The organism is Gilliamella sp. B3172, from assembly GCF_026536465.1.
Lineage (GTDB): Bacteria > Pseudomonadota > Gammaproteobacteria > Enterobacterales > Orbaceae > Gilliamella.
On record NZ_JAFNOA010000001.1, the window covers coordinates 1 to 13414 of the forward strand.

Consider the following 13414-nt stretch of genomic DNA (forward strand, 5'->3'; position numbering starts at 1 on the left):
GTGTAAGTGTAGTGATACATTGAGCTAACTGATACTAATGAACCGAGAGTCTTAACCTTACAACTCGGAGTTGTTTTGGGTTACGTGAAGTTGAAAGAGTAAGAAATCATCGAAAGGTGATGAAAGATTGATAAAACAGTTTGTTCCGGATTGAGCGATTGATGCAGACATGCGATAATGCGCATCAGTTGAAGAAAGAGAAGACAGAATATGTCTGGCGGTAATAGCGCGGTGGTCCCACCTGACCCCATGCCGAACTCAGAAGTGAAACGCCGTAGTGCCGATGGTAGTGTGGGTATTACCCATGTGAGAGTAGGGTGCCGCCAGACTTTTAATTTTATATATATACATACCAAATACGGTGGAGCGGTAGTTCAGTTGGTTAGAATACCTGCCTGTCACGCAGGGGGTCGCGGGTTCGAGCCCCGTCCGTTCCGCCACCTTTATTTAGGGGCGTAGTTCAATTGGTAGAGCACCGGTCTCCAAAACCGGGTGTTGGGAGTTCGAGACTCTCCGCCCCTGCCATAAATATGATAGCTTTGTCTTAATTTTAGTCGTTCGTTCATTTTTATCTTAGCAAATAAAAGAATTTTGTTTACAGATTTACTTAGTCAATTATAATTCCCGCCCAACTACTTTTACAATCTAGAGGATATAACATGGCTGAAAGTTTTATAAGTCAACAACGCTTTTTTGATAATAAGAATTATCCGAGAGGATTTTCCCGTCACGGTGATTTTACGATTAAAGAAGCGCAGATTTTAGAGAAATATGGATGTGCTTTTAGAGATCTGGATGCAGAAACTAAAAAACCTGTTACAGCTGAAGAAAAGTCTTTTGTTGCGGTTTGCAAAGGCAAAAAAGACGCATCTACTGATTTTGAAAAAACATGGTTAAAATACCTTTCTCGTATCAACAAACCAAAACGTTTTCACACACTATCAGGCGGGAAACCTCAAGTTGATGTGAACGATGATTTTGTCGATAGTGACGACTAATTGATTACCCAATGTTTTTATGTAATTGAATTAATAACCTATCCATAGAACGATAACTTAATGCTTCTGAAATATGTTGTCGTTCTATATTAACTGATGAATCTAAATCCGCAATAGTACGTGAGACTTTCAAAATTCGGTGCCATGCTCGTGCTGAAAGACCTAATTTAATCAAAGCTTGTTCCAAATACTCGTTATTCTCATCCGATAACAGACAATAATGTTTTATCTCATTTACGCTTAGCTGACTATTAAGCTTGTTATTCCTTCCTAATTGTATTTCTCTTGCTTTAAATACTCGCTGTTTTACGCTCTGTGTTGATTCAACTGCGATATTTTTCTGACTAAGTGTCCCTTTAGGTAATAATGGCACTTCGATAGAGATATCAAACCTATCTAAAAATGGCCCCGATAGCCGATTTAAATAACGCATAGTTTGTTGTGGCGTTGTTCTATTATGCGTACCTTGGTAATGACCAGTTGGGCTTGGATTCATAGCGGCAATAAGTTGAAATTTGGCAGGAAATTTTATTTTCGCATTAGCTCTTGAAATCACTATTTCGCCCGATTCAATCGGTTCCCTTAAGGCATCAAGCACTTTACGATTAAATTCCGGTAGTTCATCTAAAAATAGTACGCCATTATGTGCTAATGAAATTTCCCCCGGTTTAGGTATTGAGCCACCACCGACTAAGGCTGCGGTTGATGCGCTATGATGAGGCGCTCTAAACGGTCTTTGACGCCAATTTTTTATCGAGCCATTAGGACTTACAAGGCTCGTTATTGCAGCGCTTTGTAACGCTTCATCGTCTGATAACGGCGGTAAAAGCGAAGTTAAACGTGTTGCTAACATTGTTTTACCTGTTCCGGGAGGACCAATTAATAATAGATTATGACCACCAGCAGCGGCAATTTCCAACGCTCTTTTAGCATGTTCCTGACCGACAATATCCTCCAATTTTTCCACTTGATTTCCAGTATCGTTATGATCACGATATTCAACCATGGGCAAATTGATTTCATTATATAAATATTGGCATAGTTGTAATAAATTAGTGGTGATTAATGTATTGTTATGGTGAATCAAAGATAATTCAGATTGATTTTCAGCTGAAATAATTAAAACACGATGATTTTTCTTTGATGCTATTGCCGCCGGAATTGCGCCTTTAACCGCTCTTATATCGCCCGAAAGCGCTAACTCACCTAAGAACTCATACTGCGCCAGATTATCTACCGGAATTTGTTCTGTAGCAGCTAAAATAGCGATAGCTATAGGTAAATCAAAACGACTTCCTTCTTTAGGAAGATCAGCGGGTGAAAGGTTAACGGTGATTTTCTTTGCCGGAAACGTGAAGCCACTATTGATAATGGCACTTCTAACCCGATCTTTTGCTTCTTTCACCGTTGCTTCAGGTAGCCCTACCAGCACAAAACCAGGCAATCCATTACTAATGTGTACTTCGACATTGATTTGCGGTGCTTGTATTCCGATAGAAGCACGGGTTGAGACAATCGCAAGAGACATAATTTGCACCATTAAGTATAAAAAACTTTCTTTAATTTATCGCGTTTAGATAAATATTAAGTTCAACTTAATGATAAATGCGACTTTGCTCGCAAAAAATGTTTTGTTTTTTCTTATTTATTGGTTATTTTTATTGGTTTTTTTCGCTTAATAAAAACTTAGCTAAAAATAACGAAATAAAAAATAAACAAGTACCACTCAATACCACTGAAGGGCCTGTCGGTGTGTCATAAATAAGCGAAAAAACTAAGCCACCTATAACGGAAAGCATACCGATAATAATCGCAATAAGCGCCATTGCTTCAGGCGTTTTAGCATAATATTTTGCGGTGGCAGCGGGAATGATTAATAATGAAGTGATAATTAAAGCCCCGACAAATTTCATTGCTATGCCGATCGTCAAAGCCAATAATAGTGTTAACAGCAGTTTAGTAAATTGTATATTGATACCTTGAGTAAAGGCTAACTCTTCACTGACTGTTATGTATAGAAAATGATTCCAACGCCACAACAGCATTAAACCAATAAATAAAACACAAATTAAGATTTGGTATACATCGAACATGGTGACAGCTAATAGATCACCAAATAGATAGCCCATTAAATCGATACGGATACTATCCATTAAACTAATGACCACCAAACCTAGTGATAATGCACTATGCGCCAAAATGCCAAGTAGGGTATCAATCGGTAGTTGTTTTTGTGATTCCAACCACATTAATCCTAAAGCTAAAATCAGCGTAACAAAAATAATGGCATAAAAAAGATTGATATTCAGCAAGAATCCAAACGCTACACCAAGTAAAGCTGCATGCGATAATGTGTCACCAAAATAGGACATCCTTCGCCAAACAACAAAGGTTCCTAATGAGCCCGTTACACAGCTTAAACACAAACCAGCTAATAAAGACGGGAGCAGTAACTCAATCATTATTTTTCCTTCCAAAATCAGGTAACTTTATCTGTTTAGTCTGTTCAACAGGTTGTTTACAGCAATCGTGTTGATGATTGTGATGATGTTTATATAAAGCAATTTGTGATGCGCCATGTTGACCGAACAAGGAGATAAACTCAGGATCGTTAGAGACAATAGCTGGCGTTCCGGAGCAGCAAATATGATGATTTAAACAAATTACCTCATCGGTTTTAGCCATAACCAAATGCAGATCATGAGAAACCATAAGAATACCGCAATTAAATACATTTTTCGCATCAGCAATAAGATCATATAACAAAACTTGCCCATTAACATCGACCCCTTGAGTTGGTTCATCAAGAATTAACAGTTTAGGCCGTTTTGCTAATGCTTGCGCAAGCAAAACCCGCTGAAGTTCACCACCCGATAACTGATGCATTGAGCGCTTAATTAAGTATTCAGCTTTGACCAAAGATAAAGTCTCTACAATGTCGTTTTTGCTTAATTGCTTATTTAAGCGCATAAAACGCTCAACGGTAATGGGTAAAGTTGGATTTAAGTTAATTGATTGAGGAACATAGCCAATGGTTAAATTAGGCAAGCGTTCAATGGTACCGGAAGTCTGATCCATTAACCCCAAGATCACTTTAACCAGGGTTGATTTACCTGCACCATTTGGGCCAAGTACCGTAATGATTTGATTAAGACTAATCGATAATGAAACATCATATAATATCTTTTGGTGGTTTATTTCGACCGACACATTATCAAGCTTGATTAATTGAGTCATATTATTGATAGCCCTTGCTGATCTAAATGTTATGTTATATTATAACAATTATGGGAATCTATTCTATCATATTTTATAAATATGGGATAATGATGTGAAAAATTATATCAATAAAAACATAAAACAATTAGCAAATTACTTGATGATCGTTGGTTTTAGCTTTGCTATTGGCGCAATGACCACTTACGCTCAAGCTAAAATTATATCATCTGTTAAACCTATCGGGTTTATCACAGAAGCCATCGCTTGGAATGTCACTGATACCGAAATTTTATTGCCCGACGGTGTTTCCCCGCATACTTATTCATTAAAGCCTTCAGATCTGCTAAAAATTAAAAATGCGCAATTAATTATCTGGGTTGGCGAAGATATGGAAACATTTATGCCTACCGTATTAAAAAATATCGATAAGCAAAAACAAATTGAACTTATGGATATTGCACAAATTAAACCGTTATTACGTACCAGTCATGAAGAGCATGACCATGATCACGATCATGCAGAAGACGACCTGTCAGAACATCATCATCGTGGCGAGTATGATGAACATATTTGGTTATCGCCAAAGATAGCTAGAGTGATTGCACAAACCATTCATGACCAACTTATTAAGTTATATCCCAATAAAAAAGTATTAATTGATGAAAATCTAAACAAATTCACAACAAAACTGGCAGATACAGAACAAATCATTGCAAAAAAAGTAATTAACGTACAAAATAGAGGATATTTTGTGTTTCATGATGCTTATGGGTATTTTGAATCACAGTTCGGATTAAAGAATCTAGGAAGTTTTACTATAAATCCAGCAGTCCAGCCTGGTGTTCAAAAATTGTATGCAATTCAACAGGAGTTAAAAGAACACCAAGCAGTATGTATATTTAAAGAACCACAGTTTAGCCCTGCAGTTATTGAAAAGTTAGTGAATGGAACTGATGTACGAATTGGAGAATTAAATCCATTAGGAACAGGCATTGCTATAACAAAAGATGCTTATTCACAATTTTTATTAAAATTAACTGAGCAACTGTTGGATTGTTTGAATGATAAATAATTTAGATGATAAATAGTTAAGGTTAATTTTGGTACGGCAGATTAAATCACTTAATATTGAAAAGAATAAATTTAAAATTCCTTATTTTTCAATATTAGGGTCTCTGGTTATTATTATCTTATTCATCCTATTATGGCGCCCATTAAATTTTGGACGTACTGTTTATGTTCCTTTAAATTCTCAGGCACAAACAACCGTTACTGATAAATCTGCGATAGATGTTGGTGAAGGGCGAGTTGAAATTGCCGAAGCTCAATCAAACTCTGACAATGTAACTGAGTCCTCAGATGAACCGGAAGATCAGATAGCTCCAGATGAAATTGATGAAATTATTGATGGCAAAGATAATAATACTGTTCAATATACGATTTCTCGTGGTGATACCTTACATGCGATTTTGTTACGTTATAATGTTAGCAAAAAAGATGTATTTTTGCTGACCAATAAATATAAACAACTGGCCAATTTAAGAATAGGGCAGCAAATCAGTTGGACAACGGATGATAATCATAATTTACAAAATCTGACATGGGCAATTTCCAGCAATAACATCCGAGTTTATGAGAAATCAGGTGATAAATTCGTTGAAACGTCCGAGACAGCAGAAAACGTTTCACAAGAAAATAAAGTCATAACCGGGGTTATCAAATCCAGTTTTGTGGCTGATGCGCGTAAAAGTGGCTTAACCAGTAATGAAATTGGTATTATCACACGTGCATTACAGTGGCGATTGGATTTTCGCAAACTGCAAATCGGCGATAAATTCTCAGTTGTCTTAACTCGTGAAAAGCACGGTGATCGCTTATCCAAAAGTCAGCTGCTGGGCGTTAGATTCAAAAATGGCACTAAAGATTATTATGCTATTTTAGCTGACGACGGCAAATACTATGATGTCAATGGTGCAAGTTTATCACAAAGCTTTTTCCGTTATCCGCTAGCAAAACAAGCTCGGGTATCTTCCGGCTTTAATCCTCGACGTTTACATCCTGTAACCAAAGTTGTCACACCTCATAATGGTGTCGATTTTGCCGTATCAAGGGGCACTCCTGTTTTATCTGTGGGAAATGGTGAAGTTGTTATCGCTAAATATAGCGGCTCAGCTGGTAACTATGTGGCTATTCGACATGGTCGCCAATATATGACAACTTACATGCATTTAGATAAAATTTTGGTGAAACAAGGGCAACAAGTGAAGCAGGGTGATAAAATTGGTCTATCCGGCAATACTGGGCGTTCAACCGGCCCTCATTTACACTTTGAACTGCATATTAACAACAAACCTGTTAACCCATTAACGGCAAGTTTACCGATCAATGAAGGTTTAACCGGTAAATCTAAAAAAGCGTTCTTAGCAAAAGTGAAACAGATCCAATCGCAACTAACGTTTTAACTTTGGCTTATAGATAATATAGTGTGGGCGTGCCACTTTTTTACAAAAAGTTTGCAGATATCTGGCTAAAAAACTGTGTTATTATAAGCTAATTTTATACAGTGTAATTGTTAGGTGTAGTTTGAATAAATCAACCCAAAAAAAATCAGCTAAGAAAAAATCAAAAAATAAAAAGAGATCTTTATGGCGTCGATTTTGGTCATTAATCTTCAAACTTTTTTTGATTTTTATGGCCGTAACTGTCATTTACGGCATCTATCTTGATCAACAAATTAAAGAGCGTATTGAAGGTAATGTTTGGGAATTACCTGCGGCAGTATATGGGCAAATTATCGACCTTGAACCGGATAGTGATTACAGTTTAAGTGATGTTGTGACCATGCTTAATGGCGCACAATATCGTCAGCAAGATAGTAAAGCAACTCGTCCCGGTGAATTCATTGTATCTAATGATGCGGTAGAAATTTATCGCCGACCATTCATGTTCCCTGACGGTGAAGAGCAAGCTTTTCGCGTTAGAATTACCTTTTATGATAACCGCATCGACCGCATCACAAATTTAGATACCGGACGAGATTTTGGTTTACTCAAAATCGATCCTAAATTAATCACCATGATGCACTCGCCTAATGGTGAGCAACGGCTATTTGTGCCATTAAAACAGTTTCCCGATTCGTTGTTACAAACACTCATTGCCACCGAAGATAAGCGTTTTTATGAGCATCATGGTATAAGTCTATACTCCATTGGTCGGGCTATTTATGTGAATTTAACCACCGGTCGCACCGAAGGTGGTAGCACCTTAACCCAACAGACAGTTAAAAATCTGTTTTTGAGCAATGAAAGGAGTTTAAGTCGTAAATTACGTGAAGCTTATATGGCGTTAATTTTAGATGCGCGTTATAGCAAAGAGCGTATTTTAGAACTCTATCTTAACGAAGTCTATTTTGGTCAAGCTGGAGCTGAGGAAATTCACGGATTTCCGTTAGCCAGTCTTTACTATTTCGGCCGCCCGGTTAATGAATTAACTTTAGATCAGCAAGCGGTATTAGTGGGTATGGTCAAAGGAGCATCGGTATATAATCCTTGGACTCAACCACAACAAGTTACCGAACGCCGTAATGTGGTGTTAAAACTGGCTCAGCAACAAGGTATTATCGATGAAGAGCTATACAATTTATTAAGTCAGCGCCCACTTTCGGTTTTACCTAAAGGCGGGGTGATTTCTCCACAACCTGCCTTTATGCAAGTTGTTCGAAGTGAACTGCGAAAACAGTTAGGGGATAAAGCAGATCATCTCTCCGGAATGAAAATTTTCACCACCTTCGATCCAGTGGCACAAGCTTCAGCTGAACAAGCGGTCACCAATCAGATTGAAACATTACGTAAATCGACCAGCAAAGATTTACAAACAGCTATGGTGATTGTCAGCCGTGAAACCGGTGAAATTCGGTCTATTATTGGTAGTGCTGAGCCTCGTTATCCTGGTTACAACCGTGCTTGGTTAACAAGACGAGCAATAGGCTCATTGGCAAAACCGTCAACCTATTTAACTGCGCTTGGGCAACCCGACCATTATCAACTTAACACTTGGCTTGATGATAGCCCGTTATCAATTAAGCTCGATAATGGTTCTTATTGGCAACCTAAAAACTACGACCGTAAATTTCGTGATCGAGTGATGTTGGTTGATGCTTTAGCACTTTCTCTTAATGTACCAACGGTAAATCTCGGTATGGCATTAGGGCTTGATGCGACCAAAAATACACTTCAATCGTTGGGCGTACCGTCTGACAGGATCCCTAATTTACCGTCAAGATTACTTGGTGCATTGGAATTAACACCACTTGAAACAGCACAAATGTTCCAAACTATCGCGAATAATGGTAAGCGCTCACCATTAACAATTTTAAGATATGTATTGACTGATAAAGGCGAACTTGTTTATCAAAGCTACCCACAACAAATTCAAGCGGTATCTCAACAGTCGGCTTATCTAACAACTTATGCTATGCAACAAGTGGTCGTATCGGGAACATCTCGATCATTGAAAGCTAAATATGGCTCATTTAATTTAGCGGCTAAAACCGGCACAAGTAATGATTCACGTGATAGCTGGTTTACCGGGATTGACGGCAAAAATGTTGCGGTCATTTGGATAGGGCTTGATGATCATACACCAATGAAATTAACCGGTGCGACGGGTGCACTAAAAATTTATAGTGAATACTTACAAAACAATCCACCGAAAAAATTGCTGCAACCGTTACCGCAAAATATCTTTACCATGCCTATCGACAGTAATGGTCAATGGCAATGCGACGGTAGCAGTGGAGGACGTACTTTACCGGTATGGACAACCAACCCGCAAAGCTTATGTTCAGCCAATAATAAATTGACGCCGACACAACAAGCGCCATCGTGGGTAACGGATATGTTTAACAACTAAGTGGAATATTATGCCTGAATTACCAGAAGTTGAAACAAGCCGACGAGGTATATTGCCTTACTTAAAAGGGCAAACTATCAAACAAATCATTGTTAGGCAGCCCAAATTGCGGTGGCCTATCGATGAGGCGATAAATGGTGCGCATGGGCAAGTTATTTTAGATGTGCAACGGCGAGCAAAGTATCTGCTATTAAAGTTAACGCATAACTGGATAGTGATTCACTTAGGAATGTCAGGTAGCTTACGTATTTTGCAAAATCAACAGACTGTCCAAAAACATGATCATGTCGATTTGGTATTAGATAATGGCGTAATTTTGCGCTATACTGATCCACGTCGCTTTGGCTCATGGCTTTGGGCTGAATCTATCGATGATGTGACTCAGTTAAAACATTTAGGACCCGAGCCATTAGGTGATGAATTTTGTGCTAACTATTTATTAGACAAAGCCAAAAATCGCCAAGTGCCAATCAAAAACTTTATAATGGATAACCATATCGTTGTTGGCGTTGGCAATATTTATGCTTCTGAGTCACTATTTATGGCACATATTAATCCAAATCGAAAAGTGAATACCTTAAAACGGGCAGAATTTGAAAGATTAGTTGTGGCAATTAAACAGGTTTTGAATCAGTCTATAGAGCAAGGTGGTACGACGTTAAAAGATTTTCTAAAATCTGACGGTAAACCGGGTTACTTTGCTCAAGAACTACAAGTTTATGGGCGCTCAGGACAAGCGTGCTTAAACTGTAAAACTGAAATAAAATCAAAGCGTATAGGACAGCGTAATACCTTTTATTGCGAAACTTGCCAAAAGTAATATTTGTGATGTCTATTTTTATTATATTAAGCAATACCGATCAATTTTCTTCATAGCTTCAATTAATTTTTTTATAAGTTTCTATTTTTTATTACAGATTTTTAAAAAAATATCTTCTTAAACACTTTAAACCTGACTTAAATCAGATTAGTATAAGCAAATAAATTAAAATAATAATATCAAATTCTAGACTGTTAAAAGTTAGTACCACAAAAAACTGTAAACATATCGTAATTTTTTGTTTTAAATACTCTAGACTTGTTACTCAATATCGGCTATCTTTCTCGCTGAAAAAATATTTATATATGATAAAGGGTAATAACAGCTAATAATGAATGCGATATGTTAATTTTTTTAACAATTTGATGTTACATTTAATTGCGTTTTTAATTTATTAAATCAATGTATTTCGTTTTTATTAAGGAATTTAAGATGATCAAATTTGCTTCTCGCTTTTTGATAACTTGTTTTGTTTTATTTTATACAGTGATGTCTAATGCAGAAGTAAGGATTGTTATAACTGATGGTATAAGTTCTGCAAAACCAATCGCTGTTGTTCCCTTTACATGGATAGGAAGTGGAGAACCTCCACAAGTTATCAATGATATTATTGCTTCTGACTTGCGTAATAGTGGTAAATTTAACCCAATTGATATTGCTTCAATGCCTCAAAGACCAACTACTGCCTCAGAAGTTAATCCGGCGCTTTGGCGTAATATTGGTATTACAGCCGTTGTCGTTGGTTCGATTCAACCTGATGCATCGGGCAAGTATAAAATTAACTACCAATTAATTGATACCGTCAATCGTCCTGGTGAAGTTTTAGCTGGCAATGAGTTTTCTATTGAAAAACGCTGGCTTCGTTATGCCGCTCACACTGCTAGTGATGAGATCTTTGAATCGTTAACCGGTATCAAAGGTGCCTTTAGAACTCGAATCGCCTATGTAGTGAAAACAACTAAAGGTCAATTCAAACATGAATTACGGGTATCAGATTATGATGGGTATGATCAAGTTACGGTACATCGTTCAAAAGATCCCCTCATGTCACCAACATGGTCACCGGACGGTAAAAAGTTAGCTTATGTAACATTTGAAAATAATCGCACTTCTTTAGTATTAAAAACACTAGGTAGTGGATCGGTTGAAACTCTCGCTTCGTTCCCACGACACAATGGCGCACCGGCATTTTCACCGGATGGCAGCAAATTAGCATTGGTGTTATCTAAAGACGGTAGCTTGAATTTATATGTAATGGATTTAAGATCGAAGAAAATCACGCGTATCACATCAGGCCGTAGTAATAATACTGAGCCATCTTGGATGCCAGATAATCAAACAATCGTTTATACTTCTGATCAGGCCGGTCGTCCACAGCTTTATACAATTAATATCAATACCGGTGAATCGCAACGTTTAACTTGGGAAAATACCCAAAATCAAAATGCACGTGTGGCGCCGGACGGTTCGTTTCTCGCTTTGATTTCAACCAATAATGGTGAGCAACATATTACTCGGTATGATTTCGCAACCAGTACTTATCAACGATTAACTGATACTTATTTGGATGAAACACCAAGTATAGCGCCAAATGGTACGATGATTATATATAGTTCATCTGAAGGTTTAGGGACAATTTTGAATCTTGTTTCGACCGATGGTAACTTTAAAGCAAAACTACCGGCAACTGACGGGCAAGTAACATTCCCGGCATGGTCACCTTATTTATTAGAGAACGGTTAAAATTTATTCAATATTATAATGATTAAAATTGTGTAAAGCTTAAGGTCGTTATAATATATAGCTCTAATCTTTCTAGTTAGTAACATCGATTACTTTGAAGTTGGTTAGAATTAAAAAATAATAAGTAACAATTTATTCAAACACAAAGGAGTTAATACAATGCAATTTTCTAAATTTCTTAAAGTAGCTGCGATTGCTTTACCATTAATCGCTGTAACTGCATGTTCATCTAATAGCAGCAACAAAAATGGTGGTAATGCTAACGCTACTTTAACACAACAAGCTTTAGAGCAACTTCAAAAATTACAACAAGTTAACACAGTATATTTCGATTACGATCGTTATGATGTTAAACCTGATTATACAACATTATTAAATGCGCATTCAGTATTCTTACGTACTTGGCCTCAAGTTTCTGTACAAATCCAAGGTCATGCCGATGAGCGTGGTACACCAGAATACAATATCGCATTAGGTGAGCGTCGTGCTAATGCTGTTAAAGCATACCTACAAGGTAATGGTGTTTCTGATTCTCAAATCACCGTTAGATCATATGGTAAACAAGAACCAGCAGTGTTAGGTCACAACGAAGCAGCTTATGCTAAAAACCGTCGTGCTGTAATTGTATACCAAGCTTATTAATACCACTATATAACGGCTGATTTTCAGCCGTTTTTCTTAAGTTCACACCGAGTTGATATAATATGTATAAAAGAATATTCACGTTGTTCTTATTTCTTTCATTTGCAGGTTATGGTTGTGCTGCAGGTAGCTCAGATATCGATAGAACAGTTCAAGCACAAGGTCAATTACTTATACAGAATCAACAAAAAATAAGTGATTTACAGGCTGATGTCGATATGCTTCGCGGTCAATTAGAAGAGACCAGACATCAACTGAATCAGACCATAGAACGTCAGAAAATGATTTTACAGCAAATGACAAATGGTTCCGGATTCTCTTCTGGTGACAACACTTCTTCACAGTCCAATGATGGCGAACCAACTTCAAGTGCTATTCCCAATGATGCTTCAGGTGTTGTAGGTTGGACAACTTCAGGGAATGATAAAACAGATTACAATTTTATCGTTAAATTTGTTAATGATAACCAACAAACTAATGACACCATTATTGCATTTGAAAGGTTTTTAAAAGCTTACCCAAAGTCTAATTACCGAGCTAATGCCAATTATTGGCTCGGGCAGCTTAACTATAAACAAGGTAACAAAGATAATGCATCATTTTACTATGCAACTGTAGTAAAAGATTTTCCAACTTCAGCTAAAGCTGCTGATAGCCTTTATAAAGTAGGGTTAATTTTACTTGATAAAGGTGATAAGAAAAATGCAAAAGCTGTTTTTCAACAAGTCGTTAGTAAATACGCTAAAGATAAAAATATCGCTGATTTAGCGAGAAAGAAACTCGCTTCGTTGAAATAAAGTGTATAAATAACCAGCTATCAAACAAAAATAGTAATAAAAGGGTTGCGAAGCTTGATAATTATAAGTATTATAGCAACCCGAAATTGCTTGAAGCCTTAATCAATAAGACGTCAGTAATTCTATTCAAAAATGGGTTGTTAGCTCAGTCGGTAGAGCAGCGGACTTTTAATCCGTTTGTCGAGCGTTCGAATCGCTCACGACCCACCACTTTCCTCCTTCAATATTTTACATTATCAAGCGACGATAAAAATTATTGTGATAAAGCGAGTTCTCTTGTCATT

At 37.2% G+C, this 13414-nt stretch carries 11 protein-coding genes, 3 tRNA genes and 1 rRNA gene; 12 read left to right on the top strand and 3 right to left on the bottom strand.

From position 1 onward, the window contains the following. Positions 1-213: 213 nt before the first annotated feature. From rrf to J3U37_RS00020, 4 genes are all read left to right on the top strand, one after another. Positions 214-329, top strand: a 5S ribosomal RNA gene (rrf, locus tag J3U37_RS00005). 34 nt (positions 330-363) lie between these two features. Further along, positions 364-440, top strand: a tRNA-Asp gene (locus tag J3U37_RS00010). Between the two features lie 9 nt (positions 441-449). Then, a tRNA-Trp gene (locus J3U37_RS00015) sits at positions 450-525 on the top strand. Between the two features lie 134 nt (positions 526-659). Beyond that, positions 660-998, top strand: coding sequence for a DUF413 domain-containing protein (locus tag J3U37_RS00020; RefSeq protein WP_220218181.1), 339 nt, complete (start codon positions 660-662; stop codon positions 996-998). Between the two features lie 4 nt (positions 999-1002). Here J3U37_RS00020 and J3U37_RS00025 read toward each other — a convergent pair whose 3' ends face one another. The 3 genes from J3U37_RS00025 to znuC form a co-directional block, all read right to left on the bottom strand. Further along, entirely contained in the window at positions 1003-2526 is a 1524-nt protein-coding gene (locus J3U37_RS00025) for a YifB family Mg chelatase-like AAA ATPase (RefSeq protein WP_267329030.1), read from the bottom strand. A gap of 130 nt (positions 2527-2656) precedes the next feature. Further along, a complete protein-coding gene (gene znuB / locus J3U37_RS00030) occupies positions 2657-3460 on the bottom strand; it encodes a zinc ABC transporter permease subunit ZnuB (RefSeq protein ID WP_267372920.1) in 804 nt (267 codons plus the stop codon). Next, positions 3453-4235, bottom strand: coding sequence for a zinc ABC transporter ATP-binding protein ZnuC (znuC, locus tag J3U37_RS00035; protein ID WP_220218178.1), 783 nt, complete (start codon positions 4233-4235; stop codon positions 3453-3455). Before znuC ends, znuB begins: the two co-directional genes overlap by 8 nt. A 94-nt stretch (positions 4236-4329) precedes the next feature. On the opposite strand from znuC, the gene znuA reads away from it, so the two are divergent. The 8 genes from znuA to J3U37_RS00075 all read left to right on the top strand — a co-directional run bounded on the left by znuA (position 4330) and on the right by J3U37_RS00075 (position 13340). Beyond that, a complete protein-coding gene (gene znuA, locus J3U37_RS00040; protein WP_267372921.1) occupies positions 4330-5289 on the top strand; it encodes a zinc ABC transporter substrate-binding protein ZnuA in 960 nt (319 codons plus the stop codon). 28 nt (positions 5290-5317) lie between these two features. After that, positions 5318-6679 carry a murein DD-endopeptidase MepM gene (mepM, locus tag J3U37_RS00045; RefSeq protein WP_267329026.1) on the top strand — a complete coding sequence of 454 codons (1362 nt, stop codon included), beginning with the start codon at positions 5318-5320 and terminating at the stop codon, positions 6677-6679. A 121-nt stretch (positions 6680-6800) separates the two neighbouring features. After that, positions 6801-9128 (top strand): bifunctional glycosyl transferase/transpeptidase, encoded by a 2328-nt coding sequence (gene mrcB, locus J3U37_RS00050; protein ID WP_267372922.1) that lies wholly within the window; start codon positions 6801-6803, stop codon positions 9126-9128. A 10-nt stretch (positions 9129-9138) separates the two neighbouring features. After that, positions 9139-9948 (top strand): bifunctional DNA-formamidopyrimidine glycosylase/DNA-(apurinic or apyrimidinic site) lyase, encoded by an 810-nt coding sequence (gene mutM / locus J3U37_RS00055; RefSeq protein ID WP_267372923.1) that lies wholly within the window; start codon positions 9139-9141, stop codon positions 9946-9948. Between the two features lie 435 nt (positions 9949-10383). Beyond that, positions 10384-11691: a Tol-Pal system beta propeller repeat protein TolB gene (gene tolB, locus J3U37_RS00060; protein ID WP_416379968.1), complete on the top strand. Its 1308-nt coding sequence runs from the start codon at positions 10384-10386 to the stop codon at positions 11689-11691. Positions 11692-11850: 159 nt separating this feature from the next. Beyond that, a complete protein-coding gene (gene pal / locus J3U37_RS00065) occupies positions 11851-12333 on the top strand; it encodes a peptidoglycan-associated lipoprotein Pal (RefSeq protein ID WP_220218172.1) in 483 nt (160 codons plus the stop codon). A 62-nt stretch (positions 12334-12395) separates the two neighbouring features. Beyond that, positions 12396-13130: a tol-pal system protein YbgF gene (ybgF, locus tag J3U37_RS00070; RefSeq protein WP_267336522.1), complete on the top strand. Its 735-nt coding sequence runs from the start codon at positions 12396-12398 to the stop codon at positions 13128-13130. Between the two features lie 134 nt (positions 13131-13264). After that, a tRNA-Lys gene (locus tag J3U37_RS00075) sits at positions 13265-13340 on the top strand. Positions 13341-13414 lie beyond the last annotated feature (74 nt).

Bases quoted from the DNA above. Each gene is read 5' to 3' on its own strand.
- pal (WP_220218172.1), top strand. From the start codon at position 11,851: ATGCAATTTTCTAAATTTCTTAAAGTAGCTGCGATTGCTTTACCATTA.
- ybgF (WP_267336522.1), top strand. From the start codon at position 12,396: ATGTATAAAAGAATATTCACGTTGTTCTTATTTCTTTCATTTGCAGGT.
- J3U37_RS00020 (WP_220218181.1), top strand. From the start codon at position 660: ATGGCTGAAAGTTTTATAAGTCAACAACGCTTTTTTGATAATAAGAAT.
- mutM (WP_267372923.1), top strand. From the start codon at position 9,139: ATGCCTGAATTACCAGAAGTTGAAACAAGCCGACGAGGTATATTGCCT.
- znuC (WP_220218178.1), bottom strand. From the start codon at position 4,235: ATGACTCAATTAATCAAGCTTGATAATGTGTCGGTCGAAATAAACCAC.
- znuB (WP_267372920.1), bottom strand. From the start codon at position 3,460: ATGATTGAGTTACTGCTCCCGTCTTTATTAGCTGGTTTGTGTTTAAGC.
- J3U37_RS00025 (WP_267329030.1), bottom strand. From the start codon at position 2,526: ATGTCTCTTGCGATTGTCTCAACCCGTGCTTCTATCGGAATACAAGCA.